Annotated in this window: 25 protein-coding genes, 1 pseudogene and 1 riboswitch; of the genes and pseudogenes, 8 read left to right on the top strand and 18 right to left on the bottom strand. The window is 70.0% G+C overall.

Annotation, left to right across the window (positions count from 1 at the left end; translation table 11 throughout):
- Positions 1 to 535: 535 nt before the first annotated feature.
- From ligA to ACSMXV_RS29190, 4 genes are all read right to left on the bottom strand, one after another.
- A complete protein-coding gene (gene ligA, locus ACSMXV_RS29205; protein WP_473174169.1) occupies positions 536 to 2,728 on the bottom strand; it encodes an NAD-dependent DNA ligase LigA in 2,193 nt (730 codons plus the stop codon).
- Positions 2,729 to 2,840: 112 nt separating this feature from the next.
- Complete coding sequence (locus ACSMXV_RS29200; RefSeq protein ID WP_473174168.1) at positions 2,841 to 3,857, bottom strand: methionine synthase; 1,017 nt, start codon at positions 3,855 to 3,857, stop codon at positions 2,841 to 2,843.
- Positions 3,858 to 3,888: 31 nt separating this feature from the next.
- Positions 3,889 to 4,578, bottom strand: a complete 690-nt coding sequence (locus ACSMXV_RS29195) for an SDR family oxidoreductase (RefSeq protein ID WP_473174167.1) — start codon at positions 4,576 to 4,578, stop codon at positions 3,889 to 3,891.
- 45 nt (positions 4,579 to 4,623) lie between these two features.
- Positions 4,624 to 5,163, bottom strand: a complete 540-nt coding sequence (locus tag ACSMXV_RS29190; RefSeq protein WP_473174166.1) for an LOG family protein — start codon at positions 5,161 to 5,163, stop codon at positions 4,624 to 4,626.
- Between the two features lie 51 nt (positions 5,164 to 5,214).
- On the opposite strand from ACSMXV_RS29190, the gene ACSMXV_RS29185 reads away from it, so the two are divergent.
- Positions 5,215 to 5,541, top strand: a complete 327-nt coding sequence (locus ACSMXV_RS29185; protein WP_473174165.1) for a DUF427 domain-containing protein — start codon at positions 5,215 to 5,217, stop codon at positions 5,539 to 5,541.
- A 259-nt stretch (positions 5,542 to 5,800) separates the two neighbouring features.
- On the top strand, positions 5,801 to 6,094 hold the full coding sequence (locus ACSMXV_RS29180; protein WP_473174164.1) for a hypothetical protein: 294 nt from the start codon (positions 5,801 to 5,803) through the stop codon (positions 6,092 to 6,094).
- A 127-nt stretch (positions 6,095 to 6,221) separates the two neighbouring features.
- Here ACSMXV_RS29180 and mnmA read toward each other — a convergent pair whose 3' ends face one another.
- Positions 6,222 to 7,343: a tRNA 2-thiouridine(34) synthase MnmA gene (gene mnmA / locus ACSMXV_RS29175; protein WP_473174163.1), complete on the bottom strand. Its 1,122-nt coding sequence runs from the start codon at positions 7,341 to 7,343 to the stop codon at positions 6,222 to 6,224.
- A gap of 60 nt (positions 7,344 to 7,403) precedes the next feature.
- Between mnmA and ACSMXV_RS29170 the strand changes: the two are divergent.
- A pseudogene (locus tag ACSMXV_RS29170) lies at positions 7,404 to 8,086 on the top strand (N-acetylmuramoyl-L-alanine amidase).
- Between the two features lie 193 nt (positions 8,087 to 8,279).
- Here ACSMXV_RS29170 and ACSMXV_RS29165 read toward each other — a convergent pair.
- The 3 genes from ACSMXV_RS29165 to ACSMXV_RS29155 form a co-directional block, all read right to left on the bottom strand.
- The gene (locus ACSMXV_RS29165) at positions 8,280 to 9,443 is read right to left on the bottom strand and encodes a cysteine desulfurase family protein (protein WP_473174162.1); all 1,164 of its coding nucleotides are present in this window, start codon (positions 9,441 to 9,443) and stop codon (positions 8,280 to 8,282) included.
- A gap of 138 nt (positions 9,444 to 9,581) precedes the next feature.
- Positions 9,582 to 9,929, bottom strand: a complete 348-nt coding sequence (locus tag ACSMXV_RS29160) for a DUF4190 domain-containing protein (RefSeq protein ID WP_473174161.1) — start codon at positions 9,927 to 9,929, stop codon at positions 9,582 to 9,584.
- A gap of 41 nt (positions 9,930 to 9,970) precedes the next feature.
- Entirely contained in the window at positions 9,971 to 10,207 is a 237-nt protein-coding gene (locus ACSMXV_RS29155) for a hypothetical protein (protein ID WP_473179242.1), read from the bottom strand.
- A gap of 117 nt (positions 10,208 to 10,324) precedes the next feature.
- On the opposite strand from ACSMXV_RS29155, the gene ACSMXV_RS29150 reads away from it, so the two are divergent.
- Together ACSMXV_RS29150 and ACSMXV_RS29145 are read left to right on the top strand one after the other, a co-directional pair.
- Complete coding sequence (locus tag ACSMXV_RS29150) at positions 10,325 to 10,945, top strand: TetR family transcriptional regulator (RefSeq protein WP_473174160.1); 621 nt, start codon at positions 10,325 to 10,327, stop codon at positions 10,943 to 10,945.
- A 110-nt stretch (positions 10,946 to 11,055) separates the two neighbouring features.
- Entirely contained in the window at positions 11,056 to 11,646 is a 591-nt protein-coding gene (locus ACSMXV_RS29145) for a TIGR03086 family metal-binding protein (protein ID WP_473174159.1), read from the top strand.
- Positions 11,647 to 11,887: 241 nt separating this feature from the next.
- Here the strand turns inward: ACSMXV_RS29145 and ACSMXV_RS29140 are convergent, their stop codons facing one another.
- From ACSMXV_RS29140 to ACSMXV_RS29095, 10 genes are all read right to left on the bottom strand, one after another.
- Positions 11,888 to 12,754, bottom strand: a complete 867-nt coding sequence (locus tag ACSMXV_RS29140) for a thioesterase family protein (protein ID WP_473174158.1) — start codon at positions 12,752 to 12,754, stop codon at positions 11,888 to 11,890.
- Between the two features lie 22 nt (positions 12,755 to 12,776).
- A complete protein-coding gene (locus ACSMXV_RS29135; protein ID WP_473174157.1) occupies positions 12,777 to 13,469 on the bottom strand; it encodes a trimeric intracellular cation channel family protein in 693 nt (230 codons plus the stop codon).
- A 138-nt stretch (positions 13,470 to 13,607) separates the two neighbouring features.
- The gene (locus ACSMXV_RS29130; protein ID WP_473174156.1) at positions 13,608 to 14,696 is read right to left on the bottom strand and encodes an ABC transporter ATP-binding protein; all 1,089 of its coding nucleotides are present in this window, start codon (positions 14,694 to 14,696) and stop codon (positions 13,608 to 13,610) included.
- Entirely contained in the window at positions 14,693 to 15,706 is a 1,014-nt protein-coding gene (locus tag ACSMXV_RS29125) for an ABC transporter ATP-binding protein (RefSeq protein ID WP_473174155.1), read from the bottom strand. Before ACSMXV_RS29125 ends, ACSMXV_RS29130 begins: the two co-directional genes overlap by 4 nt.
- A 6-nt stretch (positions 15,707 to 15,712) precedes the next feature.
- A complete protein-coding gene (locus ACSMXV_RS29120) occupies positions 15,713 to 16,669 on the bottom strand; it encodes an ABC transporter permease (protein WP_473174154.1) in 957 nt (318 codons plus the stop codon).
- Position 16,670: 1 nt separating this feature from the next.
- Positions 16,671 to 17,675, bottom strand: coding sequence for an ABC transporter permease (locus ACSMXV_RS29115; protein WP_473174153.1), 1,005 nt, complete (start codon positions 17,673 to 17,675; stop codon positions 16,671 to 16,673).
- A gap of 100 nt (positions 17,676 to 17,775) precedes the next feature.
- On the bottom strand, positions 17,776 to 19,443 hold the full coding sequence (locus ACSMXV_RS29110; RefSeq protein ID WP_473174152.1) for an ABC transporter substrate-binding protein: 1,668 nt from the start codon (positions 19,441 to 19,443) through the stop codon (positions 17,776 to 17,778).
- Positions 19,444 to 19,959: 516 nt separating this feature from the next.
- Positions 19,960 to 20,760, bottom strand: coding sequence for an enhanced serine sensitivity protein SseB C-terminal domain-containing protein (locus tag ACSMXV_RS29105; protein WP_473174151.1), 801 nt, complete (start codon positions 20,758 to 20,760; stop codon positions 19,960 to 19,962).
- Between the two features lie 271 nt (positions 20,761 to 21,031).
- Entirely contained in the window at positions 21,032 to 21,799 is a 768-nt protein-coding gene (locus ACSMXV_RS29100; protein WP_181864500.1) for an enhanced serine sensitivity protein SseB, read from the bottom strand.
- 180 nt (positions 21,800 to 21,979) lie between these two features.
- Positions 21,980 to 22,654 (bottom strand): AAA family ATPase, encoded by a 675-nt coding sequence (locus tag ACSMXV_RS29095; protein ID WP_473179098.1) that lies wholly within the window; start codon positions 22,652 to 22,654, stop codon positions 21,980 to 21,982.
- Between the two features lie 168 nt (positions 22,655 to 22,822).
- Positions 22,823 to 22,937: riboswitch (glycine riboswitch) on the top strand.
- A 177-nt stretch (positions 22,938 to 23,114) separates the two neighbouring features.
- Between ACSMXV_RS29095 and gcvT the strand changes: the two genes are divergently transcribed.
- The 3 genes from gcvT to glyA all read left to right on the top strand — a co-directional run bounded on the left by gcvT (position 23,115) and on the right by glyA (position 26,112).
- On the top strand, positions 23,115 to 24,239 hold the full coding sequence (gcvT, locus tag ACSMXV_RS29090) for a glycine cleavage system aminomethyltransferase GcvT (protein ID WP_473174150.1): 1,125 nt from the start codon (positions 23,115 to 23,117) through the stop codon (positions 24,237 to 24,239).
- A 170-nt stretch (positions 24,240 to 24,409) separates the two neighbouring features.
- Complete coding sequence (gene gcvH, locus ACSMXV_RS29085; RefSeq protein ID WP_473174149.1) at positions 24,410 to 24,787, top strand: glycine cleavage system protein GcvH; 378 nt, start codon at positions 24,410 to 24,412, stop codon at positions 24,785 to 24,787.
- A gap of 62 nt (positions 24,788 to 24,849) precedes the next feature.
- Positions 24,850 to 26,112 carry a serine hydroxymethyltransferase gene (gene glyA / locus ACSMXV_RS29080; RefSeq protein ID WP_473174148.1) on the top strand — a complete coding sequence of 421 codons (1,263 nt, stop codon included), beginning with the start codon at positions 24,850 to 24,852 and terminating at the stop codon, positions 26,110 to 26,112.
- The last annotated feature ends 98 nt before the right edge of the window (positions 26,113 to 26,210 follow it).

The following is a 26,210-nucleotide window of genomic DNA, read 5'->3' as shown; positions in this document are numbered from 1 at the left end:
GCCGGTCCTCGGTGCCCGCGGAGCCGCCCGGCCCGGGGACGTGACCGACCGTGACATGCCCCGGGCTGCGCCCGCTCTCCATGGGCTTCCCGCTCGGGCCGCTGGTGTCGGGGCCTCGCGGGGGCCGACGAACGGACCAACGGACGCCCGTTCGACCGGCACCCGGACCACGCCGTACGCGAAGGCGCGCACGCAGCCGTGAGTCCGGGGCGGCGCTATCGGTCGGTTCCATTCCCGTCCCTCTCACAGCCGGCGGTGCCCACGCCACACGGCTCGATGCCTGAGGCCTCCCTGGGCAACTCCAGCGGTAGCTGGGGAGGAAGTCGGGAGGCTGCCGACGGAACCGCGTCCGAAAACCCTTCCCCGCGCTCGTGTGAAGAGCGGGGATGCCCCAACCGCAGCTGGGCACGGCAGGTGCACATCTCAACAGTAGGCCGCAGAAGGCTTCCACGGGCACCGGTCGCCGACGGTTGCCCGAATGCGACCAGGCCACCCGTATGCATCTGATATGGGCTGAACGGGTGGCCTTGAGCCGCTACCCCTCGATGGGAAGGGCGACTTCCGCAGCCGCGTCCGGCCCTTGTTCCAGCAGGACCGCGAAGCCCTCCTCGTTCAGAACCGGAACCTTCACCTGCATTGCCTTGTCGTATTTGGAACCGGGGTTGTCACCCACAATGACGAATGAGGTTTTCTTCGAAACCGAACCGGTCACCTTTGCACCACGACTCTGCAGGGCCTCTTTCGCGCCATCCCGTGTGTAGTTCTGCAGAGTTCCCGTCACGACGACCGTGAGGCCTTCCAGCGGACGCGGGCCCTGCTCCTCGCCGGCGCCCTCCTCCTCCATCCGGACCCCTGCCGCCCGCCACTTGCGCAGGATCTCGCGATGCCACTCCTCCTCGAACCACTGTTTGAGCGAAGCCGCGATGGTCGGCCCCACACCCTCGACGGCGGCCAACTCCTCCTGAGACGCCTGTTCGATCCGGTCGATGGACCGGAACTCACGCGCCAGGGCCTCGGCGGCGACCGGTCCCACATGCCGGATGGACAGGCCCGTGATGATGCGGGCGAGCGGACGCTCCTTGGCGGCCGCGATGTTCTCCAGCATGGCCAGCGTGTTCTTCTTGGGCTCGCCCTTCTGGTTGGCGAAGAAGGTGACGATCTTCTCCTCGCCGGTCTTGGGGTCGCGCTTGGGCAGGCCCGTGTCCTGGTCCAGGACGTACGACTTGATGGGCAGCAGCTGCTCCACCTTCAGGTCGAAGAGGTCGCCCTCGTCATGCAGGGGCGGTTCGGAGGGTTCCAGCGGGCTGGTGAGCGCGGCCGCGGCGACATAGCCGAAGTTCTCGATGTCCAGGCACTTGCGGCCGGCCAGATAGAACAGCCGTTCACGCAACTGGGCGGGGCAGGACCGTCCGTTGGGGCAGCGCAGGTCGACGTCGCCCTCCTTCATGGGCCGCAGCTCCGAACCGCACTCCGGGCACTCGGCGGGCATCTGGAACTCGCGCTCCGTACCGTCGCGCAGGTCGACGACCGGGCCGAGGATCTCCGGGATGACGTCACCGGCCTTGCGCAGCACCACCGTGTCACCGATGAGCACGCCCTTGGCCTTGACCACGTCCTGGTTGTGCAGCGTCGCGAACTCGACCTCGGATCCGGCGACCACGACCGGCTCCACCACGGCGTACGGCGTCACGCGGCCGGTGCGGCCGACACCCACCCGGATGTCCACCAGTTTGGTGTTGACCTCCTCCGGCGGGTATTTCCAGGCGATCGCCCAGCGCGGTGCGCGCGAGGTGGAGCCGAGCCGCCCCTGCAGCGGGATCTCGTCGAGCTTGACGACGACGCCGTCGATCTCGTGCTCCACGGAGTGGCGGTTGTCCCCGTAGTACCCGATGAACTCCCGGACCCCGTCGAGTCCTTCGACCACCTTGTTGTGCTTCGCCGTGGGCAGACCCCACTCGCGCAGCAGGTCGTAGGCCTGGGACAGGCGGTCGATGCTGAAGCCCTCGCGGGCGCCGATGCCGTGCACGACCATGTGCAGCGGCCGGGTGGCCGTGATCCGCGGGTCCTTCTGGCGCAGCGAACCCGCGGCGGCGTTGCGCGGGTTGGCGAAGGGCTTCTCACCGGCGTCCACCAAGCGGGCGTTGAGCTCCTCGAACTTCTCCATGGGGAAGTAGACCTCGCCCCGGATCTCCACGAGCGCCGGGATCAGGTCACCCTTGAGCCGGTCCGGAATCTCCGCGATCGTCCGCACGTTGGGGGTGATGTCCTCGCCCGTGCGGCCGTCACCGCGGGTCGCCGCGCGCGTGAGCCGCCCGTGCTCATACGTGAGGTTGACGGCGAGGCCGTCGACCTTGAGCTCGCAGAGGAAGTGGTAGGCCGAGGTGCCGACCTCCTTGGCGACCCGGTCGGCCCAGGCGGCAAGCTCCTCGTCGTCGAAGGCGTTGTCGAGGGAGAGCATGCGCTCGCGGTGCTGGACCGCCGTGAAATCCGTTGCGTACGCCCCCGCGACCTTCTGGGTCGGCGAGTCGGGGGTGCGCAGCTCCGGGTACTCGTCCTCGAGCGCCTCCAGCGAGCGGAGCAGCTTGTCGAACTCCGCGTCGCTGATGACCGGCTGGTCCTTCACGTAGTACCGGAAGCGGTGCTCCTCGATCTGCTCAGCGAGCTGCGCGTGCTTCTCGCGCGCCTCCGCGGGCGCCGATGCGGGCTGTGCTTGCTGTTCGCCGGCCACCGTCTTGTCCTCCCGATTTCTTGTACGGCCCGTCACTTGCTCGTGCGGCCACGTGCTCGTGCTGTCTCGGGTGCTGTCACTCGCCCGTGCCCTCACTTGCTCGTACGCGCCGTCACTCAGGGTTGTCCGCGAGGGATCTCGCCGCCCTGACGCAGTGGCCGAGGGCCTTGCGCGCGTACTCCGAGGATGCCCCCGCGAGTCCGCACGCCGGAGTGATCGCGACCGCCTCCCCCAGCAGCCCCGGATTCAGCCCCAGCCTGCGCCACAGCGTCCTGACACCCATGACGCTACCGGCAGGGTCTGACAATGCGCCGTCCGTGCCCGGCACGACGCCGGCGAGGAGCCTGGTGCCACCCTCCACGGCTTCCCCGATCGCGTCGTCGTCACGCTCGGTGAGCAGCGAGAAGTCGAGGGAGATCCCGGCCGCGCCGGCCCGGCGGAGCAGCGCGAACGGCACGTCGGGCGCGCACGAGTGCACGACGACCGGACCGTCGCCGTGCACGCCGATGATGTCCCGCAGCGTGCTCTCCACGAGTTGCCGGTCGACGGCCCGGTGGGTGCGGTAGCCGCTGGCGGTCTTCACCTGGCCGCGCAGGACGGCGATCAGCGAGGGCTCGTCGAGCTGCAGCACGAGCTGTGCACCGGGCACCCTCCGCCGTACGTCGGCGAGGTGCACCCGCAGCCCCTCGGCCAGCGACTCGGCCAGGTCCCGGCAGGCCCCGAGGTCGGACAGCGCCGCCTCGCCGTTCTTCAGCTCCAGCGCGGCCGCGAGCGTCCACGGCCCGACGGCCTGCACCTTCAGCGGCCCTTCGTAGCCCTGCGTGAACTCCTCGACCGCGTCGAGGTCCTCCCGCAGCCAGGACCTGGCGCGCCGGGTGTCCCGTCCGGGCCGGTCCCCGATCCGCCAGCCGCTGGGCTCCACGCGCGCGTACAGCTCGACGAGCATCCCGGCGGTCCGCCCGATCATGTCCGCGCCAGGCCCCCGCGCGGGCAGCTCGGGCAGATACGGCATGCCCTCACCGCCGCCGAAGATCCCGACGACGGTTTTGGCGGCCTCACGCGTGTCGCTGCCCGGCATGGATCCGATGCCGGTCGCTGGACCGGGGCTGAACTTGCTGTTTTCGCTCACCGGGGAAGCGTACGAAATAGCCTCGGGCCGGTCAGCGGCCCGGCCGCACCGTCAGGTCGTTGACCTCGGCGTCGCGCGGGAGGTCGATGGCCATCAGGATCGTCGTGGCGACGGACTCAGGGGTGATCCAGTGGGCCGGGTCGTACTCCTTTCCCTCCTGCTGGTGGACCTTGGCCTGCATGGGGCTGGCCGTGCGGCCCGGGTAGACGGAGGTGACGCGGACGCCGTTCGCGTGCTCCTCGTGACGCAGCGAGTCGGCCAGGGCCTTCAGACCGTGCTTGGATGCGGCGTACGCGGACCAGTCGGCATGGGCGTTCAGGCCCGCGCCCGAGTTCACGAACACCACGTGTCCCTGGGCGACGCGGAGTTGTGGCAGGAAGTGCCGGGTCAGTTCGGCGGGGGCGATCAGGTTGACGTTCAGCTGGCTGCGCCATGTCTTCGGGGTGAGCTCGCCGACGGGGCCGAGGTCGACGACGCCCGCGATGTGCAGCAGCGAGTCGATCCGGTCGGGCAGGGTCTGGTGCGAGAACGCCCACGACAGCCTGTCCGGGTCTGCGAGGTCGCCCACGAGGGTCCGGGCGCCGGGGTATTCGGCGGCCAGCTCCTTGGCGCGGCCGGCGTCCCGCGCGAGCAGCACCAGGTCGTCCCCGCGCGCGTGGAGGCGCCGGGCGACGGCCGCGCCGATGCCGGAGCCGGCCCCGGTGATCACATGTGTAGCCATGTCTCACATGCTCGCATCACTGCATGCCCGCCGATTCACCGCGTGTCACTGGGTGCCGAGCGACTCTTCGAGGTAGGCCAGCGCCCCCACCGGCTCCTCCGCGAAGAACACCAGCTCGTTGAGGGGCAGCGGCAGGAAGCCCTCGTCCTCCATCCGCTGGAACTGCTCCTTGAGCCCGTCGTAGAAGCCCGCCGCGTTGAGCAGTACCACGGGCTTGGTGTGCAGGCCGTGCTTCTTGAGCTCCAGGATCTCGGTGGCCTCGTCCAGCGTCCCGGTGCCACCCACCATGATCACGATCGCGTCGGCCCTCTCCAGAAGCAGCGCTTTCCTCTCGGAGAGGTCCTTCGCGATCACCATCTCGTCGGCACCCGCCCGCGTCTTGGACGACAGGAAGTCGACGGAGATGCCGACGAGCCGCCCGCCCGCCTCCTGCACACCGTCCGCGACGACCTTCATGAGCCCCACGTCGGAACCGCCCCACACCAGGGTGTGCCCTCCCTTTCCCAGCAGTTCGGCGAACTCCCGCGCGGGGCGCGTGTAGCGGTCGTCGAGGTCGGCTGCGGAAAGGAAGACACAGATATTCATGCGCCTACCGTACGGGGGAAGAACTCCGGCCCGTCACGCGCTGTGCCCTACATGACCGAAGGACACACCATCACTGTCGAGCAGGGCACGGAGCACGTGCGCGTGGTGCACGAGGGGAAGGTCCTCGCGGAGAGCCGGCGCCCCGTCGTGCTGCGCGAAACCGGCTGTCCGGTGCGCTACTACCTGCCTCCGGAGGACGTCCGCACGCACCTGCTGACGCCCTCGGAGACCCACACGTACTGCCCGTTCAAGGGCACTGCGTCCTACTGGTCGGTGCCGGGCGCACCGGACCTGGTGTGGGCGTACCCGGACCCGAAGCCGGACGTGGCCGAGATCAAGGACCACCTCTGTTTCTACGAGGTCGAGGTGGTGGGGTAGAACCCTGTAGAACCGGGGTGACGCCACGGAGATCTTGGAGGGGACGGGCATGACGGGTACGGAACAGAGGCACGGCGGTGGTCAGAGCGCTCCGGGAGGCTTCGGCCCGCCGCCCCCGCCGTTCGAGCCCGCGGCGCCCGCTTCAGCGCCCCAGCCCGCGGCCCCGCCTGCCCCGTTCCAGTCCGCAGTCCCCGTCTCTCCTCCCCCACAGGCACCGGTCCCGCCGACACCGGTCCCGCCGCCCTACCCGTCGGCGCCCGTGGCACCGCCGGACGGCCCCGAGTTCCTGGCCGCCGACGCCGACAACGGCGTGGCCGTCGGCCCCGAGGGCGTGCACTTCTCACAGGGCGTCTACGCGGCCGACTTCCCGTGGCCGCATCTGCAGACGGTCCAGTTCCAGTCCTACGGCGCCTACTTGTGCGTGGCGGCGGTACTCCACGACGGCCGGGTGTTCGAGTGCCGGGTGAAGGCGCGCCGCATGTCCGCGCTGCAGACGTGGTGCACCGAACTGGGCGGCGTACTGCACCACTATCTGTCCGCCAGGCAGCGCTGACACGTATCTGTCCACCAGGCAGCTATCTGTCCACCAGGCAGCGCTGACTCGGCCTCCGGAGGGCACGCGGAAAGACACGCGCCCCCGGACACGCGCACCCGAGGACCCGGCCTCCGGACCGGAGGCGTCAGGCGACGGCCGTCGCGCGCGTGGTCGTCGCGATCGTCGCCGAGCCCACCACGCGCGTGCCGTCGTACAGCACGATCGCCTGGCCGGGGGCGACGCCGCGTACCGGCTCGTCGAAGGTGACCTGGAGCTCGTCGCCCACGAGCTCGGCGGTCACGGGCGTCTCGCCGCCGTGGGCGCGCAGCTGCGCTGTGTACGTGCCAGGGCCCACCGGGGCGACGCCGCACCAGCGGGGCTTGAGCGCGGTGAGGCCCGAGACGTCGAGGGAGGCTGCCGGGCCGACCGTCACCGTGTTGTTCACCGGCGAGATGTCCAGCACGTAGCGCGGCTTGCCGTCGGGCGCCGGGGTGCCGATGCGCAGGCCCTTGCGCTGGCCGATCGTGAAGCCGTACGCCCCGTCGTGTGTGCCCAGCCTGGCGCCGGACTCGTCGACGATGTCGCCCTCGGCCTTGCCCAGCCGCTGCGCGAGGAAGCCCTGCGTGTCGCCGTCGGCGATGAAGCAGATGTCGTGGCTGTCGGGCTTGCGGGCGACGGCGAGCCCGCGGCGCTCGGCCTCCGCGCGGATCTCGTCCTTGGTGGTGACCGTGTCGCCCAGCGGGAACATCGCGTGCGCAAGCTGCTTGTCGTCCAGGACTCCGAGGACGTACGACTGGTCCTTGGCCATGTCGGAGGCGCGGTGCAGCTCGCGGGTGCCGTCCTCGTTCAGGATCACCTTGGCGTAGTGACCGGTGCAGACGGCGTCGAAGCCCAGTGCGAGCGCCTTGTCGAGCAGCGCCGCGAACTTGATCTTCTCGTTGCAGCGCAGGCACGGGTTCGGGGTGCGTCCGGCCTCGTACTCGGCGACGAAGTCCTCGACGACGTCCTCGCGGAACCGCTCGGCGAGGTCCCAGACGTAGAAGGGGATGCCGATGACGTCGGCGGCGCGGCGGGCGTCGCGCGAGTCCTCGATGGTGCAACAGCCCCGCGCGCCCGTGCGGAACGACTGCGGGTTCGCCGACAGGGCGAGATGCACTCCGGTCACGTCGTGCCCGGCCTCGGCGGCTCGGGCGGCGGCGACGGCGGAGTCCACGCCGCCGGACATGGCGGCGAGGACGCGGAGGGGGCGCTGCGGGGTCTCAGTCATAACGCTTCCAGGGTACGGGGCGGCGGGAACCGGAGGCCGCGCGTATCCGTTGACGATCACATGGGGGATCAGAAGAGCCCGGGAAACCACCGGGCGGCGAAGGACACGGACCGGCACCTCGGGCGCCGCGCGCTGCTCATCGGCGGTGCGGCGGCCGCCGTGAGTGCGGCCGGGCTCGCGCGCGACGAGCTGGGGCGCGTGTGGTGGCGTATCCCGGGCGTGGAGAAGGACCGCAGGGAGGGCGAGGTCGACTTCCGGGGCGCGCAGTGGGTGCGGCGTCCTCGGCGAACCGGCGGCGGGCGGACCGTCCCGACGACTACGAGATCGACCGCGTGATCATCCATGTCGCACAGGGCAGTTACGCGACGGCGCTGAAGGTCTTCCGGGACCCGGGCCACGGGGCCGCCTCGCACTACGTGGTGCGCAAGGACGGGCACATAGCCCAGATGATCCGCGAGCTGGACGTGGCGTTCCACGCGGGCAACCGGGCGTACAACGAGCGGAGCGTCGGCATCGAGCACGAGGGCTTCGTCGACCAGGAGTCGTCGTTCACGGATGCGATGTACCGCGCGTCGGCGCGGCTGACGGCCGGGATATGCGCGCGGTACGAGATACCCGTCGACCGGGAGCACATCATCGGGCACGTCGAGGTACCGGGCACGGACCACACGGATCCGGGGCCGCACTGGGACTGGGACCGTTACATACGCCTGGTGCGGGAGGCGCGTACGGCGAGCGCCTGAGGCCCGCTCGGCCGACGGCCTGCCCCGGCCCGCCAACGCGTACCTGGCCTCCGCACGGCGGGGCCTGCCCGCACGACGAGCGCCTGGCGCCCCGCACGACGAGCGCCTGCTGCCCCGCACGGCGAGCACCTGACGCCCCCGTACGGCGAGCCAGCCTCGTACGACGCGTGCCTGACCGTTTCCCCAGAGGCGCCTACGTCAGGCCTGCCGTGCGTGCGCGCTTCACCGCCGGGCCGATCGCCTGGGCCACCGCGTCGACGTCCGCCTTGGACGACGTATGGCCGAGGGAGAAGCGGAGGGTGCCGCGGGCCAGGTCGGGGTCGGTGCCGGTGGCGAGCAGGACGTGGCTCGGCTGGGCCACGCCCGCTGTGCAGGCGGATCCCGTGGAGCACTCGATGCCCTGCGCGTCGAGCAGGAGAAGCAGCGAGTCGCCCTCGCATCCGGGGAACGTGAAGTGCGCGTTGGCGGGCAGCCGGTCGACGGGGTCACCGCCGAGGATCGCGTCCGGAACGGCCTTGCGCACCGCGTCGATCAGTTCGTCGCGCAGCCCGCCGATCTCGCGGGCGAACCACTCGCGCTGCTCGGCGGCGAGCCGTCCGGCGACGGCGAACGCGGCGACGGCGGGCACGTCCAGGGTGCCCGAGCGGACGTGGCGCTCCTGCCCGCCGCCGTGCAGCACGGGCACGGGGCTGAACTCGCGGCCGAGCAGCAGCGCGCCGATGCCGTACGGACCGCCGATCTTGTGCCCGGACACGGTCATCGCCGCGAGCCCGGAGGCGCCGAAGTCGACGGGCACCTGCCCGAAGGCCTGGACGGCGTCGGCGTGCACCGGCACACCGAACTCGGCGGCGACGGCGGTGAGTTGACCGACCGGCATGATGGTGCCGATCTCGTTGTTGGCCCACATGACGGTCACGAGCGCGACGTCGTCGGGGTTGCGTTCGATCGCCTCGCGCAGCACCTCGGGGTGCACCCGGCCGTACGTGTCCACGGGCAGGTACTCCACCGTCGCGCCCTCGTGCTCACCGAGCCAGTGCACGGCGTCGAGGACGGCGTGGTGCTCGACGGGGCTGGCGAGGACGCGGGTACGGGCGGGGTCGGCGCCGCGCCGGGCCCAGAACAGGCCCTTCACGGCGAGGTTGTCCGCCTCGGTGCCGCCCGACGTGAAGACGACCTCGCTGGGGCGTGCGCCCAGTGCCTCGGCGAGGGTTTCGCGGGCCTCCTCGACGGTGCGCCGGGCTCGGCGGCCGGCGGCGTGCAGTGAAGAGGCGTTGCCGGTGACGGTGAGCTGGGCTGTCATCGCCTCGATCGCCTCCGGAAGCATCGGAGTGGTCGCGGCGTGGTCGAGGTAGGCCATGGTGTGTTTGATTCTACGAGGCCCGGGCGCGGGCCTGTCCGGCGCCGTGGGGCACCCCCCTTCCGGGGTGCGTTCCCGCTTATGGTGCCGGGGCTTCCGCTTCGCGCGGGGCGCCGGAACGGCCACCCACAGCGGTCATCAGAAGGACCAGGACACCGTGTTGTCCGCCGAGACGAAGGCTGCCAGGACGATCAGGTCGGCCAGGCCGAGGCCCAGGCCCAGCAAGGCGCGGCCACGGCGCGTGGTGCCGCGGCGGAGCGCCACCAGTGCGAGGACGATCGCGACCGGCCCGAGGAAGAGGTTGAGGACGAGCAGGCCGATCAGCCCGAGGATGAACGAGGCGACGGCCATGCCGTCGGCGTCCCCCACCCCGGAGCGGCGCCGCTCCGGGCCCCGCCGCCCGGACCCTCCCGCCGACGATGCCGAAGGTGCTGAAGATGCCAAAGGCGCCAAAGACGCCAAAGACGAGGTGGCGGTGAATTGCATGATTCCACTCCTGGAGGGAGCTGCGGACAGTTCCTGAGGGATCAGTGGTCAGAGGTCAGTGGTCGTGTCGCCGCCGTGGGGCGCCCCTGCTCTGGAGGCCTCCCATCGTTAGCTGGGGGAGAAGCCGAGAGCTTGAGGGAGTGCCGCTCGCGTACGGCGAAGACGGCCAGCCATACGCCGATCACAGCGGCGGCGGCCAGCGTGACGGGCAGAGGAGCGTGGGCCACGGTGCCCAGCGCGACGCCCAGCAGAAGCAGAGCTGCGACGAGGAACAGCATGGAATGCCTCTCGTGGAAGTTCCGGTGAACGCTTGTTGCTACAACTGTTCACTGACTATCGAGTCTAACGCTCGTCCCTGCTTCCCAATTCCAGAGAACAGTTGTTAACTGCATGGCATGAGTCACATCCCGGTCGGTATCCGGCAGACCCAGAAGCAGAAGACCCGACAGGCCCTGCTGGACGCGGCGTTGGAGCTGCTGGAGGGGCAGAGCCTGAGCAGCCTGGGCCTGCGCGAGGTCACCCGGGCCGTCGGTATCGCGCCGACCGCCTTCTACCGGCACTTCCGCAGCACCGCGGACCTGGGAGTGGCACTGGTCGAGGAGGCGCTCGGCAGCCTGCACGAGATGATCGGCACCACGCTCGCGGCGAACGGCGACGGCGACGAACGCATCGCGCGTATCGTCGACTTGATCGCCGTACATGTGCGGACGCACGCCCCGCACGTCCGATTCCTCACGCGCGAGAGACATGGCGGCGTACAGCCGGTCCGCGCCGCCATCGGGGAGCAACTGGACCGTTTCGCCGAGGAAGTGGCGGTCGAACTCGCCAAACACCCGGAGTCGAAGGGCTGGAGCGAGGACGACATGGTGATGCTGGCGCGCCTGTACGTCGACCACATGGTGATGACCGCGTCCGCGTTCCTCGAGGCCGAACCGGGCACCGAGGAGCGCGTGGCCAGCCTCGCGCGCCGCCAGATGCGCCTGGTGAGCCTGGGCCGCCGCCACTGGCTGGACTGATCGGCACCCCATCGAAGGGCACCGGAAAGCTGACGCCAAATGTCGGGAAATACGGGCACGGTGCGGTAGCCATTGAGCGACGCCACCGAGCAACACGGAAGAGGCCCGACATGGACTCCACGCCCGACCCGCGCCCCCTGTTCCAGCGCGCCACCGAGCAGCTCGCTGCGCTGATCAGGACGGTCCGCTCCGAGCAGCTGGCGGCGCCGACGCCCTGTTCCGACTACGACGTACGCACCCTGCTCTCGCACATCGTCGGTGTCACCCGCCGTATCGGCGTCGTCGGCGAGGGCGGCGGTCTACTGGCCGTTCCGGACCTCGCCGAAGATGTGCCCGACGACGGCTGGGGCGTCGCGTACGAGGAGACGCGGGCCCACGCGATCGCCGCGTGGGCGGACAGCGCGCGACTGGACGCACAGATGGAGATGCCATGGGGACCGACCCCCGGACGGACGGCGCTCTCCGGCTTCGTCATGGAGTTGGTGACGCACGCCTGGGACCTGTCCGAGGGGCTGGGGAGGCCGCTCGGACTGGACCAGGAGCTGGCCGAGTTCGCACGCGCGTTTGCCCGGCAGGCACTGCCGGCCGACCGTCGCGGGGAGGGTGTTCCCTTCGAGGCGGTGCTCCCCGCCCCGGAGGGAGCGGACGCCTACGGGCGGCTGGCCGCGTGGCTCGGGCGGCGGCCGCTTGCCGACCGGTAGCTTCCGGCCACGTTGTACGTCAGGGCGCTCTGAATCGTGGCCGCGCGAACCTGTCGCGCCAACCCGTTCGCCCCTGCGGAGTGAGTGGGCACAGCGGCAAGGCAACGCGCTGCGCCAACAGGGCCGGCTAAGCGGCCTTGGCGAAGTCCGGTGCGGTACCGCGCCCCGTAAGGGGCGCGGGGAACTGCGCGACCAGCCACGACGGACCCGCAGGTGTTGCACCGGACTTCCAGCGGAGCGCTTAGCTGAGCCTCGCCCGCGCCAGCTGCCGCGACTGCGCGACCAACCGGTCCGCGCTGTCCCAGACCTCGGCGTCCTCCTCGAGGAAGCCGCCCGCCAGGTTGCGCGTCCTGAGCGCGACCCGCAGCGGTCCGGGCGCCGGGCGGCACCGTACGTGCACGGTGAGCTCGATCGTCGGCACCCAGCCCTGGAGGCCCATGTCGAACGCGGTGGGCGGCAGGGCGTCCACGGCGAGCAGCAGTGAGAGCGGGTCGGCGTCCCGCCCGTCGGCGAGCCCGAACCACGCCCGCATCTCCCCCTTGCCGGACGGCTGGCCCAGCGCCCAGCCGAGCGTGGACGGGTCGAGCTTGAGCAGCAGCCGGTCGGCGATCGGGAAGCTGCCCATCGGCGACGCCCCCTCCGGTGCGTCCTCCGCCCCGAAACACTGCTCAAGGGGCGGCATCCGCGGCGGCTCGGCCGTGGTGCGCACGTCGTCGGGGAGTCCGTCCAGGTCGCCGTACGAGGCGAGCACCCGGATGCGCTCGACCTCGTTGCCCTCCTCGTCGTACTGCAGGAGCGACGCCTGCCCGGTCGAGAGGGTGCGGCCGGTGCGTGCGGCCTCCGTGCGGATGACGGCCGGGCCCGGGCGGGACGCGGTCAGATAGTGCGCCGAGATCGTGAACGGATCGGTGTGCGGCAAGGCGTCCGCGAGGGCACGGCCCAGGACGGCGAGCAGATAGCCGCCGTTCACGGCGCCCGCGATCGTCCAGCCTGCGGAGAGGTCGGCCTCGTACACGCCCGGCTCGCGCGGCGTGACCGCGGTGTCACGGTCGAACTCACTGTCCCCGATGGTGGCCTGGGTGGTCTGCGCTGCCTGTGCTCCTGCCATGGCGGCACCGTACAACAGAAAATTACTGAGCGGTAGCTTTGAATTCCGCGACCACTTCGTCGGGCTCCACGGCCGTGGACCTCCGGTTCCAGGCCCGGGGTGCGCGCCAGTGGTATCGCATCGCGAGGAGCCGCAGGACGAACGCCGTCACCACGGCGATTCCGCTGGTGACGGCGGACACCGCATCGAACTTGATGCACAGCGCGACCATCGTCGCGCCGACCATCGCGGGCACCGCGTACAGGTCCCGGTCCCAGCGCACCAGCGACGGCACCTCGTTGGCGATGATGTCGCGCAGCACACCGCCGCCCACAGCCGTCGCGACGCCGAGCGCGGCCGAGGCGGTCAGCCCGAGTCCGTACTCGTACGCCTTGGCGGTGCCGGCGACGCAGAAGAGCCCCAGGCCAGCGGCGTCGAAGACGTTCACCCCGGTCTGGATCCGCTCCACCTCGGGATGCAGGAAGAAGACGAGCGCCGCCGCGACCAGCGGCATGAGGAAGTACCCGAGATCGGTGAAGGCGGCCGGCGGGACCGCCCCGATGATCAGGTCGCGCAGCACCCCTCCGCCCAGCGCGGTGACCTCCGCGAGTACGGCGATACCGAAGACGTCGAAGTTCTTGCGTACGGCGAGGAGGGCGCCGGAGATGGCGAAGACGAAGATCCCGGCGAGGTCGAGCGAATGCTGGACAGAAGGGGTGAACAGTTCCTGGAGCACCAGACATTCTTACCCGTACGCCGGGTATGCCGCGTCCTCGCAGGTCAGTGCCTGTTTCGCCGGACGGGAGCACGTCGTGTCCGCGCGCTCCCGTCCGCGTCGCCGCACTCCCGTCCGGTCACCGGGCGGACGTGTGGCCTACTCCTTGGCAGCCGTCTCCGGTGCCTCGAGCGGCAGCCGGTCCGCCACGGCCTCGCGGACCGCGGGAACCGCCTCGCCCCCGGTGCGCTGCAGCGTCCCGGCGGCGATTTCGGCGGCGAAGTGGCAGGCCACCCGGTGGCCGCCGCCGATGTCGGTCAGCTCGGGCCGTTCGGTCGCGCACCGGGTCTCCTGGGCCCACGGGCAGCGCGTGTGGAAGCGGCAGCCGGCCGGCGGGTTGGCCGGCGACGGCAGGTCGCCGGTGAGCAGGATGCGCTCGCGTCGGTCCTCGACCTCCGGGTCGGGCACCGGCACGGCCGACATCAGGGCCTTGGTGTACGGATGCCGCGGCTCCGCGTACAGCGCGTCGCTCGGCGCCTCCTCCACCAGCGCGCCCAGATACATGACGCCGATCACGTCGGAGATATGGCGGACCACGGCCAGGTCATGGGCGATGACCACATACGTCAGCCCCAGCTCCTCCTGGAGCTCCTCCAGCAGATTGATCACCTGTGCCTGGATGGACACGTCCAGTGCCGAGACCGGCTCGTCGCAGATGATCACGTCGGGTTCGAGGACCAGGGCGCGGGCGATGCCGATCCGCTGGCGCTGTCCGCCGGAGAACTCGTGCGGATAGCGGGACAGGGCGTTGGCGGGGAGCCCGACCTTCGCCAGGATGTCCTTGATCTTCTCGCGGCGCTCCTCCTGAGTGGCACCGATGCCATGGGCGACCATGCCCTCGGAGAGGATCGACTCGATGTTCTGCCGGGGGTTGAGGGAACCCAGCGGGTCCTGGAAGACCATCTGGAGACGGCGGCGGAAGCGGCGCATCTCCTCGGCGGGCAGCTTCGCCAGATCCGTGCCGTCCAGCACGACCTCGCCCTCGGTGATGTCGACCAGCCGCAGCACGGCTCGACCGAGAGTGGTCTTTCCGCAGCCGGACTCGCCGACCAGTCCGTAGGTCTGGCCGGCGTCGACCTTGAGCGAGACACCGTCCACCGCGTGCACATGTCCGACCGTACGGTTGAACAGGATGCCCGTCCGGACCGGGAAGTGGACCTTGACGCCGTCCAGTTCAAGCAGGCTCATGCGGGGACCTCCTCGGTCCGGACGTCGGCGGCGTCGTCGAGTACGGGGTTGACACAGCGCACTCGGTGACCGGCCGCCCGCGGTTCGGTGAGCTGGGGCGCACCGGTCAGGCACTCCAGTTCGTAGCGGTCGCAGCGGGGCGCGAAGGCGCAGCCGTCGGCCCAGTTGATCCGGTCGTTGATGGACCCGCGGATGGGGTTGAGCGGCTCCCCGCGGGGGGCGTCCAGGCGCGGGATGGAGCCCAGCAGGCCGTGCGCGTACGGGTGCGTGGGGTGGGCGAACAGCTCCCGCCGCCCTGCGGACTCCACGACCTTGCCCGCGTACAACACGTTGACCTGGTCGCACAGTCCGGCGACGACACCCAGGTCATGGGTGATCATCAGCAGGGCGGTGCCCTCCTGGTCCACCAGTTCCTTGAGCAGTTCCAGGATCTGCGCCTGGATGGTCACATCGAGGGCGGTGGTCGGTTCGTCGGCGATGAGCAGGCTCGGGGCGCAAGCCACCGCCATGGCGATCAGTGCGCGCTGGCGCATACCGCCGGAGAGCTGGTGCGGGTACTCCTTGAGCCGGCGGCCCGGGTCGGGGATGCCGACCCGGTCCAGGAGGTGAGCAGCTTCCTTGCGTGCCGCCTCGCCCTTGAGACCGCGGTGGCGCTGGAGGATCTCGGTGACCTGTACGCCGATCGGCACGACCGGGTTCAGCGAGGAGAGCGGATCCTGGAAGATCATGGCCATCCGGCTGCCCCGCATGTCGCGGAGTTGACTCCGGCTCATGGTGAGCAGATTCGCGCCGTCGAGGTCCGCGCGCCCGCCGACCTTGACACCCTTGCGCGGCAACAGCCCCATCAGCGCGAGCGAGGTGACGGACTTTCCGCAGCCGGACTCGCCCACCAGACCCACGACCTGGCCCTGGTCCACCTGGAAGGAGACGCCGTCGACCGCCCTGGACTCCTTGCGGCCGTGTCCGCCGCCGAAGGTGACGGTCAGTTCGTCGACTGTGAGAAGTGACATGGTGATTCAGCCTCGCAGCTTCGGGTCGAGGGCTTCCCGCATGGCCTCACCGAGCAGGGTGAAGCCGAGGGCGGTGATGATGATGCCGACCGCCGGGTAGACGGCCATCATCGGCGCGTTGTCGAAGAAGCGCTGCGCCTGGGACAGCATGACGCCCCACTCCGGGATCGCCGGGTCGGGATTGCCGAGGCCCAGGTACGACAGGGCTGCCGCCTCGATGATCGCGGTGGCCAGCGAAAGCGTCGCCTGGACGATCACCGGGCTGAGCGAGTTCGGGATGATCTGGGTCACGACGATTCGCCGCTTCCGAACGCCGAGGGCCCTGGCGGCCAGCACGTAGTCCGTGCCGCCCTGCGCGAGCATCGAGCCGCGCAGCAGCCGCGCGAAGACCGGCACCTGGACGACACCCACGGCGATCATCACGGTGGTCAGGGACTGGCCCATGACCGCGGCGATGGACACGGCGAGCAGCAGCGAGGGCAGCGCCAGCATCATGTCGGTGACGCGCATGATGAAGGAGTCGAGCCGCTTGCCCGCGTCACCGCCGAGTGTGGCTGCCGCGCCGGAGATCCCGCCGATGAGGAAGCCCGCGACAAGGCCGATGAGGGTGGACACGACGCCGACGAGCAGGGTCTGGCGGGCGCCGACGAGCATCCGCGAGAACATGTCGCGGCCGAGGTGGTCGAGCCCGAACCAGTTGTCGCCGCGCGGTCCGACAAACTTGCCCTGGTTGGGGAAGACTTCGTTGCGCCAGGTCTGGGCGGTCGCTTCGTACGGGGCGATCCAGGGGCCGATGACGGCGACGACGACGAACGCGGCGATGATGCAGGCGCCGATGATCGCCATCTTGCTGGACTTCAGCCGGCGGAACGCCTCGCGCCACAGACTGGCACCGGTGGTGGTCTCGTGCTGGGCGGTGAGCTCCGCGAGACGCTGGATCTTCTCGGTCTTGGTGGCGCTCACGTCAGTGCACCCGCACTCTCGGATCGATGAGGCTGTACGCCACGTCCACCAGCAGGTTGATCAGGACGTACACCATCGCGATGAACATGATGAAGCCGACGAGCACCGGGTAGTCACGGTCGTCGATCGCGGTCCGGATGAAGGAGCCGATGCCGCCGAAGGAGAAGACCGATTCGGTGAGGACCGCACCGGACAGCAGCGAGCCGGTGAGCAGGCCGACCGCGGTGACCACCGGGAGAAGGGCGTTGCGCAGAACGTGCCGTCCGCGTACGACGCGCCGCTGGAGTCCCTTGGACTCGGCGGTGCGGACGTAGTCCTCGTCCATCACGTCCAGGACACTCGCACGCGTCATGCGCACGATGACAGCGAGCGGAATGGAGGCCAGGGTGACGGCGGGCAGCACGAGGTGCATGATCGCGTCCCAGGAGGCGTCGAGCTCACCGGTGAGGATGCCGTCCAGGGTGGCGAAGCCGGTCACGTCGGTGGCGTTGATGCCGGTCGACTGGCGGCCGTAGCTGGGGAAGATGCCCAGTTGGACGGCGAAGACGCCCTTGAGGATCAGGCCGAGGAAGAAGACCGGGACGCAGATCCCGAACAGCGATCCGGAGACCGCCGTGACATCGAGCCAGCCGCCGCGCTTGCGGGCGGCGAGGTAGCCGAGCGGGACACCGACCACGACCGCGATGATCATCGCCGCGAGGGACAGCTCCACGGTGGCGGGGAAGCGCAGGGTGAACTCGTCCCACACCGGCTGTCCGGTCTGGATCGAGGTCCCTAGGTCGAGTTGGAAGATCCGCTTGAGGAACCGCCAGTACTGGATGTACAGGGGCTGATCGAGCCCCAGCGCACGGTTGATGCGCGCCACTTCAGCCTCGGTCGCCCGTTCCCCCAGGATCGCTGAGGCGGGTCCGCCGGGCAGCCGGTTGAGCCAGAGGAACAGCAGAACCGACAGGCCGAGCAGGGTGGGTATGAGCTGGAGCAGTCTTCGTACGACGAGACGCAGCACCCCGCATGCCCCTTTCTTACGTGTTTGCTTTCAGAGAGGGGTCCGCCCGGCCGCCGAACTGCAGCGGCCGGGCGGACCCCGCGTGCTGTGCCTGTGACTGCTACTTGAAGGAGGTCTCCGCGAAGTTCTCCTGCGTCAGCGGAGAGACCTTCGGCGGGTTGACGTCCTTGGCGAACGCGATGGCCGGCGGGGACGAGGAGATCGGGAGGCCCGGCAGGTAGTCCATGATGACCTCGTTGGCCTTCTTGTAGGCCTCGGTGCGCTCGTTCACGTCGCCTAGCTTCGAGCCGGCGTTCACCGCGTCGAAGAGCTCCTGGTTCTTGAAGCCCCACTGCTTGTCGTACTCGGCGAACCAGGTGCCGATGAAGTTGTAGCCGTCGTTGAAGTCACCGGTCCAGCCCAGCATGTGCAGGGCGCAGGAGCCGGCCTCGGTGGCGTCCAGGTAGTCCGGGGCCCACTTCATGGGCTTCGGGGTGACCTTGATGCCGGCCTTCTCCAGGTCGGACTTCATCAGCTCGAACAGGTCCTGCGGGGCAGGCATGTACGGGCGGGTGACCTCGGTCGGGTAGCAGAACTCGATCTCCAGGCCGCTCTCACCGGCGTCCTTGAGGAGCTCCTTGGCCTTCGCCGTGTCGAAGTCGTACGTCTTCACCTTGTCCGAGTAGCCGGCGACCGTGTCGGGCATGAACTGCGTCGCCACCTTGCCACCCTCGGGCAGCTGGGTCTTGACCAGGTTCTCGCGGTCGATGGCGTGCGCGATGGCCTCGCGGACTTCTTTCTTCTTCAGCGCCGGGTTCTTCTCCTGGGTCATGCCGAGGTAGAAGAGGTTGAAGACGCCGCGGGTCGGGACCTGGAAGCCCTCGCCCTCCAGGGTCTTGACGTCGGCGGGGGCGACCAGGTCGTATCCGTCGATGTCACCGGCCTGGAGCGCCTGGCGGCGGCCGTCCTCGGTGTCGATGGTGCGGAAGACCAGGTTCTTGATCTTGGCCTTGTCGCCCCAGTAGTCGTCGAAGCGCTCAAGGGTGACTTCCTTGTTGCCCTTGTTCCACTTCGTGATCTTGTACGGTCCTGTGCCGGCGACCGCACCGCTCTCCTGGCTGTACTTGGGGTACGTGATGGCGTCGCCCTTGGCGGTCGCCTCCTGCTTCTCGTACTCCTCGATGGCCTTCGGCGAGTGAATCGCGAGGGCCTGGAGGGAGAAGCCGCCCGGCAGGTTCGCGGAGGGCTTCTTGACCTCGATGACGGCGGTGCTCTCGTCCTTCGCGGTGCAGGACTTGTAGTTCGCCTCCGGCGTCTCCTTGTCCTCGTTCTTCGCGAAGCCGCCCATGACGGTCTGCCAGTAGTAGGAGACGGCGCTGGACTGGTAGGTGCCGGTCCAGTTGAACCAGTGGTCGTAGTTGGCGCACACGGCCTCGGCGTTGAGCTCCTCGCCGTCGTGGAACTTCACTCCCTTGCGGAGGTTGAAGGTCCAGACGGTGCCTGCCTCGTTGCTCTCCCAGGTCTCCGCGAGGCCGCCGACGAGCTTGCTGCCGCCCGACTCGTGCTCGAGGAGCGCCTCGAAGGCCTGACGGGTGACCCGGAAGGTCTCGCCGTCGCTCGCGAGAGCCGGATCGAGCGAACTCGGGTCGCCGGGTGCGCCGAACACGAACGTGTCCTTGCTGCCGGACGAGTCGCCCTCGTCGCGCTCGCTGGCGCAGCCCGTGGCGATCAGACCGACCGCCAACGCGGCCGTGATCGCCCGAGCGGCTCGGGATCTGAGTATGCGCATAGGGGGCCACTCCGGGGTCCGCTGTGTGAATGCACCGTGGATGCATCTTGACCGGGCGAACACTACAGAGGCGGCAGGCGGCCGAGAACAGTCCGGATAGCGGTGATACCTAGCTGAGATCTGAACACTCAACAAAACGGAAGGTACCGGGGCATCGAGGTACCGCGCAGTTAACTTCCTGTACACAAGGGGACTTTGGGACCCCGATGAGGCGGCGTCCGGTTGGTCCGGCAGCGTCCGGTATCTGGGATTCACGCCGGTCGACGTCGACGAGTGCGGCGGGAGTACCGGGTACGGACGGGTGGCTCGGTGGCGCATGCCGCTGGGGGATCTGTGCCGCTGAGGGCGATGGCGTCCGCACCTCACGCCGTTCGGCAATGGGAAGCGTGAGCACAACTGCGGTGCGACGGCGCCGGGCAGGGTACGGCGCCCACGGTCCCGTGAGGGACGGGTTCGCATGCGGGACAGGGACGGTGGAGGCGTCCGAAGCCTCGGGGACGGCCCAGGCGGAACGGTTCAGTAGGTGGCGCCCGGTGGCGGATAGCCGTATCCCGTGGCCGGCGCCGCGGGGGCGTGGCCCGTGTGGGCCTCGCGGTCGTAGAACGGCCGGGAGTTGGCGCGGAGCCACATCGCGACCGGGTCGTGGTCGTCTGACATCGCGACGGTCGAGACCGGCAGACCGTCCGGGACGGCCCCGATGGACTGCTGCATCATCGCCCGCACCGAGTCGACCGCCGGCGGGCTGGTGTCGTATACATCCAGGCCGATCGCCAAATAGGGAGCGCCCAGGGCCGGTTGCACCCACGCGCGGCGCAACGAACGCACCGCGGGCGTGCGGTGGGCGTTCTGGGTGAGCAGGGCGTAGAACTGCGGGATCTCGATGGCCGGTTCGGTGAGCCGGAGAGGGCCGGCGGGCTGCCGGTCGAGCCCGGTGGCGAGGCGCCGCAGGTCGAGCCAGGGGATGCCGACGCCCCCGCCCGGCGCATGCGGGTTCAGCCAGAGCCCAAAGTGGTCGGGGTAGAGCGCGCGAGCCGCGTCGAGGCCGCTCACGACCTCGGTGGCGCGGCTCCAGCCGCTGGCCGAGAGCTCCTGCGCGGAGGTGACGCAGGGCGCGTAGTTGAACCCCTCGACCTCCATGTTCCCGTACTGGGCGTCCGGGGATCCGGACTGACCGTGCCAGAGCAGCATCCAGACCTGGCCGGTCGCCGGATCGGCGAGCGCACGCAGCAGCGCCTCGTACGCGTCGTAACGCCCGGGCGTCACCTGCCGCAGCATGTGCTCGACCTGCCCGACAGCAGTCGTGCCCGACGCACTCACCCTTGACCGCCCCTTCATGACGCTCTCTTACGGACCCGATGGGATCGCCGGAATGGCGCACAGACGCACATACGCCGACTGACACGGCCCGACCGGGTCATTCTGCATCTTCCGGGGCCGGCCCTCGGGCCCTGGCCGGAAACCCGCCCCCGCCCCGACATGAAACCAGGTTAGGCCGCGGTTCTGACAGCGGCTTGACGCATCGGATGCCGGCCCTCACCGCTTGTGTCCGACCGAACAGGGTGCCGGAAACAGCGGACACCGGGGGCCCTCAGTGTTCGCGGCGGTAGAAGGGCCGCACCTTTTCGCGCATCCAGTCGGCCACCGGGTCCTGGGCCACGTCCATGAGGACGAGGTTCACTGCCCAGGCGACGGGTACGCGGCCGAGGGCGCGGCCCAGCGCGTCCATCGGGACGTTACGGGCGCTTCCCTCCCACTCCGAGAGTTCCACGCCGACGAAGAGCACGGGGTCGCCGCCCTCGACGCTGGCGAGGCAGCGGCGCGCGGTGAGCACGATGCCGGTCTCCGCGAACTCACCGGACGCCGCGGACAGGAAGTCCACCGGATCGTTCTGCCAGTCGGGTTCGAAGAGGCGTACGCGGCCGCCGCTCGCGGGGCCGTCGAGGGGCGTGCGTCCCGCCCGGCACAGCTCGGCGACGGCAGGGGGCGGCAGCGGTATGCCGACCGTGCCGTCCGGGTTGACGGCCATGCCGAGACCGGGGGGCAGTCCGCGCGCGAAGTCGACGGCGGGTGCCACGGTGTAACTCATGTGGTCGCCCACGACCTGGCGGAACTGCTGCTCGGAGCTGAAGACGGGCACGTATGCCTGTCCGTCGATCTCCAGGGTGGGCAGATCAAGGGTGCGGCTGTCGGGGCCGCCGCCGCCCGGCAGGGGGATCCATATGGGGCTGCGGCCGAGCACCTCCACTATGCGGGCGCCCGCCGTGGGGACGCCGAGGGAGGCGGCGAGCACCTCCTCCAGCTCGTTGCCGGGCCACCCGCCGTGGGGATGGGGGTGCGCCTGCGCCGGGATGTCCATGTGCCTTCCACCTGCTCGGAACCTCTGGTTGCTGCGGTTCGCACCCTAACGCCGGGCGCTGGGCGGTGCCCTCCGAGTGCAGGGCACAGGCCATACGCGACGCCCCGTACGTCGTGGGCTGTGCCCACCGGTTCCGCCCCAGGCGGAACGCGTGCCCGCAACGGTGCCACATGCTGTCGCTCAGCGGTCGAAATCGACCGCTCGCAGCAGATCCGCCGCCGACCGGTCCAGCAGTACCGCCGAGGAGCAGCCCGGGGGCAGCTCGCCCCGTTCCACCGAGCCGATCAGGCCTGTCACCGCCCTGCGGTGGCGCGCGAACGCGTACCGGGAGACCCCGCGGCCGCGCTCCCGCTGCCCGGCCAGTGCCGTGTCGGGCGCGACGTCGAGCACCAGCAGATGCAGGGTGCCGCCGCGGCGCCGGGCCTCGCGGCTCAGCCAGCGGCGCACCCAGGCCTGGGTGCCGCAGTCGTGCACGACGACGCTGGCGCCGGAGCGCAGCGCGCGGCGCAGCCCGGCGTAGTGCGCGAGGCGGACGAAGGGGCGGTAGACCGCGTACGGGAGACGGCGGGACACCCTGCCGTCCCAGCGGTCGCGGGTGTCCTGCGAGTCGATGCGCGCTCCGGCCACGGCCCGCCGCATCAGCGTGGACTTCCCGCTGCCCGGCAGCCCGGAGACGACGACGATGTCGCCCGGCGCGAAGGAGAGGCGGCGCGGACCGCGGCCCGCCCGGTCGCGGAGGTCGCGTACGACGGCCTCGGGGAGACGGCCACGGTTCTTCGCGACCGTGGCGGCGGGCTGCTCCGGCAGCGCCACCCCGGTCGTGGTCGCGTATGCGCTCGTCCTGTGCACCGTGATCGTCCTCCCCGTCAGGTCACGTCACTCTGCCTTGACGAGTGTAAAGAGACAGTAATGCGAGACAAGCTCATTACCGGCTCGTTGCTCCCGGAACAATCCTGTTGCGCCCTTGGGACAGTGCCGCGCGTGGCGTGCAATGATGGGCGCGCCAACTGCATACCGGCCGCTTGAATCCGCGCGGGAGAGCCCTCAGCCGTCCAGGCCCTGACAGGTCCTGACCTGGGGCGCCGAAGGAGCAAGTCCCTCCCTTGAATCTCTCAGGCCCCGATACCGCGCGGGCGAGGCACATCTGAAAAGCGGGCCGTCACAGCCGGGCAGTCGGGTTACTGCCCAGGCGAACGGCGGCTCCACCCACGGTGCAAGCCGCGGGCCCCGGGCTCGTGGCGAACCTCTCAGGTTCCGATGACAGATGGGGAGGATCGACTCGACCTCGCCTGTCATGCCCTGGGAGCACCCCCCTATGAGCAATGCCCTCCGCAAGACCGCCCTCGATGCGCTGCACCGCGCGCTCGGCGCGACCATGACCGACTTCGCGGGCTGGGACATGCCGCTGCGGTACGGCAGCGAGCGCGACGAGCACAACGCCGTACGCACCGGGGCCGGCCTCTTCGACCTCTCGCACATGGGCGAGATCACCGTCACCGGGCCGGACGCCGCGAACCTGCTGGACTACGCGCTGGTCGGCAACATCGGCGCCGTGGCGGTCGGCCGCGCCCGCTACACCATGATCTGCCAGGAGGACGGCGGCATCCTCGACGACCTGATCGTGTACCGGCTCGCCGAGCAGGAGTACATGATCGTCGCGAACGCCTCCAACGCGCAGGTGGTGCTGGACGCCGTCACGGCCCGCGCGGCCGGTTTCGACGCGATCGTGCGCGACGACCGTGACGCGTACGCGCTGATCGCCGTCCAGGGGCCCGAGTCCCCCGGCATCCTGAAGTCGTTGACCGACGCCGACCTGGACGGGCTGAAGTACTACGCCGGTCTGCCCGGCACCGTCGCCGGTGTCCCCGCGCTGATCGCCCGTACCGGCTACACCGGCGAGGACGGCTTCGAGCTGTTCGTGGCGCCCGAGCACGCGGAGAAGCTGTGGCAGGCGCTCACCGAGGCGGGCGCCCCGGCCGGTCTCGTCCCGTGCGGCCTGTCGTGCCGCGACACGCTCCGCCTGGAGGCGGGCATGCCGCTGTACGGGCACGAGCTGTCCACCGCGCTGACCCCGTTCGACGCCGGTCTGGGGCGAGTGGTCAAGTTCGACAAGACCTCAAACAACGGTGACTTCGTGGGGCGTGCCGCCCTGCTCGAGGCCGCCGAGCGGGCCGAGAAGAACCCGCCGCGCATGCTCGTCGGGCTGATCGCCGAGGGCCGCCGCGTGCCGCGCGCCGGCTACCAGGTCGTCGCCGAGGGCAAGGCGATCGGCGAGGTCACCTCCGGCGCCCCCTCGCCCACGCTCGGCAAGCCGCTCGCGATCGCATACGTCGACGCCGCACACGCCGCGCCCGGCACCCCCGGCGTCGGCGTGGACATCCGCGGCAGCCACGAGCCGTACGAGGTCGTGGCGCTGCCGTTCTACAAGCGCCAGAAGTGACGCCGTGCCCGACGGCCCTCTGGGGCTCGTCGGGGCCGGATCGGATCGCACACACCACCCTCCCCCAAGCCCTCGGCTTCTCCCCCAGTGCCTTAAGGGCCTGGGGGGTACCCGCCGAGCAGGGGTACCCCCGACACCACCACTCCCCCGCATACAGGAGAATTCAGGTCATGAGCAACCCCCAGCAGCTGCGCTACAGCAAAGAGCACGAGTGGGTGTCGGCCGCCGAGGACGGCGTCGCGACGGTCGGCATCACGGAGTACGCGGCGAACGCGCTCGGCGATGTCGTCTATGCCCAGCTCCCGGAGGTCGGCGACACGGTGACCGCGGGCGAGACCTGCGGCGAGCTGGAGTCGACGAAGTCGGTCAGCGATCTGTACGCGCCCGTCTCCGGTGAGGTCACCGAGGCCAACGAGGACGTCGTCAACGACCCGTCGCTGGTGAACTCGGCCCCCTTCGAGGGTGGCTGGCTGTTCAAGGTACGCGTCGCGGAGGAGCCGGCCGACCTGCTCTCCGCCGACGAGTACGCCGACTTCTCCGGTAACTGAACCAGGCGACCGGCCGTACCGACCGACGCACCGAATTGACCGCCGCACCGAACGGGACCTCGATGTCGCTTCTCAACTCCTCCCTCCACGAGCTCGACCCGGATGTCGCCGCCGCCGTCGACGCCGAGCTCCACCGCCAGCAGTCCACGCTCGAGATGATCGCCTCGGAGAACTTCGCTCCGGTGGCGGTCATGGAGGCGCAGGGCTCGGTGCTGACCAACAAGTACGCCGAGGGCTACCCCGGCCGGCGCTACTACGGCGGCTGCGAGCACGTGGACGTCGTCGAGCAGATCGCCATCGACCGGATCAAGGCGCTGTTCGGCGCCGAGGCCGCGAACGTGCAGCCTCACTCGGGTGCGCAGGCGAACGCAGCGGCGATGTTCGCGCTGCTGCAGCCGGGCGACACGATCATGGGTCTGAACCTGGCGCACGGCGGGCACCTGACCCACGGCATGAAGATCAACTTCTCCGGCAAGCTGTACAACGTGGTCGCGTACCACGTGGACGACGCCGGTGTCGTGGACATGGCCGAGGTCGAGCGCCTCGCCAAGGAGTCGAAGCCGAAGCTGATCGTGGCGGGCTGGTCGGCGTACCCGCGTCAGCTGGACTTCGCTGCGTTCCGCCGGATCGCGGACGAGGTCGGCGCGTACCTGATGGTCGACATGGCGCACTTCGCCGGCCTGGTCGCGGCCGGGCTGCACCCCAACCCGGTCCCGCACGCCCATGTCGTGACCACGACCACCCACAAGACGCTGGGTGGCCCGCGCGGTGGTGTGATCCTTTCCACGCAGGAGCTCGCCAAGAAGATCAACTCTGCGGTCTTCCCCGGTCAGCAGGGCGGCCCGCTGGAGCACGTCATCGCGGCGAAGGCGGTCTCCTTCAAGGTGGCGGCGAGCGACGAGTTCAAGGAGCGCCAGCAGCGCACCCTCGAGGGCTCGAAGATCATCGCTGAGCGCCTGGTGCAGCCCGATGTCACCGAGGCCGGTGTCTCCGTCCTCTCCGGCGGTACGGACGTGCACCTGGTGCTGGTCGATCTGCGCGACAGCGAGCTCGACGGCCAGCAGGCCGAGGACCGCCTCCACGAGGTCGGCATCACGGTCAACCGGAACGCCGTTCCGAACGACCCGCGCCCGCCGATGGTGACGTCCGGCCTGCGGATCGGCACCCCGGCGCTGGCCACCCGCGGTTTCCAGGCGGACGACTTCCGCGAGGTCGCGGATATCATCGCGGAGGCGCTGAAGCCGTCCTACGACGCCGAAGCCCTCAAGGCCCGGGTCGCCGCCCTCACCGCGAAGTACCCGCTCTACCCCGCCCTCGGCAAGTAGCCACCCCGGCACACAGCCACAGGCCCCATGGGGCACCGCGCACACTGAACAGACCGGAATCCGGCAACGGAATTCACCAGCGCGCGGTGCCCCGCCCC

Source organism: Streptomyces sp. DSM 42067, assembly GCF_055792885.1.
This window is presented reverse-complemented; position numbering and strand designations above follow the sequence as displayed.

What these genes read in the sequence shown, in the direction of transcription:
- ACSMXV_RS29195 (WP_473174167.1), bottom strand. Translation starts at nt 4,578, where the DNA reads ATGGCTACACATGTGATCACCGGGGCCGGCTCCGGCATCGGCGCGGCC.
- ACSMXV_RS29190 (WP_473174166.1), bottom strand. Translation starts at nt 5,163, where the DNA reads ATGAATATCTGTGTCTTCCTTTCCGCAGCCGACCTCGACGACCGCTAC.
- ACSMXV_RS29185 (WP_473174165.1), top strand. Translation starts at nt 5,215, where the DNA reads ATGACCGAAGGACACACCATCACTGTCGAGCAGGGCACGGAGCACGTG.
- mnmA (WP_473174163.1), bottom strand. Translation starts at nt 7,343, where the DNA reads ATGACTGAGACCCCGCAGCGCCCCCTCCGCGTCCTCGCCGCCATGTCC.
- ACSMXV_RS29165 (WP_473174162.1), bottom strand. Translation starts at nt 9,443, where the DNA reads ATGGCCTACCTCGACCACGCCGCGACCACTCCGATGCTTCCGGAGGCG.
- ACSMXV_RS29160 (WP_473174161.1), bottom strand. Translation starts at nt 9,929, where the DNA reads ATGCAATTCACCGCCACCTCGTCTTTGGCGTCTTTGGCGCCTTTGGCA.
- ACSMXV_RS29155 (WP_473179242.1), bottom strand. Translation starts at nt 10,207, where the DNA reads ATGCTGTTCCTCGTCGCAGCTCTGCTTCTGCTGGGCGTCGCGCTGGGC.
- ACSMXV_RS29150 (WP_473174160.1), top strand. Translation starts at nt 10,325, where the DNA reads ATGAGTCACATCCCGGTCGGTATCCGGCAGACCCAGAAGCAGAAGACC.
- ACSMXV_RS29145 (WP_473174159.1), top strand. Translation starts at nt 11,056, where the DNA reads ATGGACTCCACGCCCGACCCGCGCCCCCTGTTCCAGCGCGCCACCGAG.
- ACSMXV_RS29140 (WP_473174158.1), bottom strand. Translation starts at nt 12,754, where the DNA reads ATGGCAGGAGCACAGGCAGCGCAGACCACCCAGGCCACCATCGGGGAC.
- ACSMXV_RS29130 (WP_473174156.1), bottom strand. Translation starts at nt 14,696, where the DNA reads ATGAGCCTGCTTGAACTGGACGGCGTCAAGGTCCACTTCCCGGTCCGG.
- ACSMXV_RS29125 (WP_473174155.1), bottom strand. Translation starts at nt 15,706, where the DNA reads ATGTCACTTCTCACAGTCGACGAACTGACCGTCACCTTCGGCGGCGGA.
- ACSMXV_RS29110 (WP_473174152.1), bottom strand. Translation starts at nt 19,443, where the DNA reads ATGCGCATACTCAGATCCCGAGCCGCTCGGGCGATCACGGCCGCGTTG.
- ACSMXV_RS29100 (WP_181864500.1), bottom strand. Translation starts at nt 21,799, where the DNA reads ATGGACATCCCGGCGCAGGCGCACCCCCATCCCCACGGCGGGTGGCCC.
- gcvT (WP_473174150.1), top strand. Translation starts at nt 23,115, where the DNA reads ATGAGCAATGCCCTCCGCAAGACCGCCCTCGATGCGCTGCACCGCGCG.
- gcvH (WP_473174149.1), top strand. Translation starts at nt 24,410, where the DNA reads ATGAGCAACCCCCAGCAGCTGCGCTACAGCAAAGAGCACGAGTGGGTG.
- glyA (WP_473174148.1), top strand. Translation starts at nt 24,850, where the DNA reads ATGTCGCTTCTCAACTCCTCCCTCCACGAGCTCGACCCGGATGTCGCC.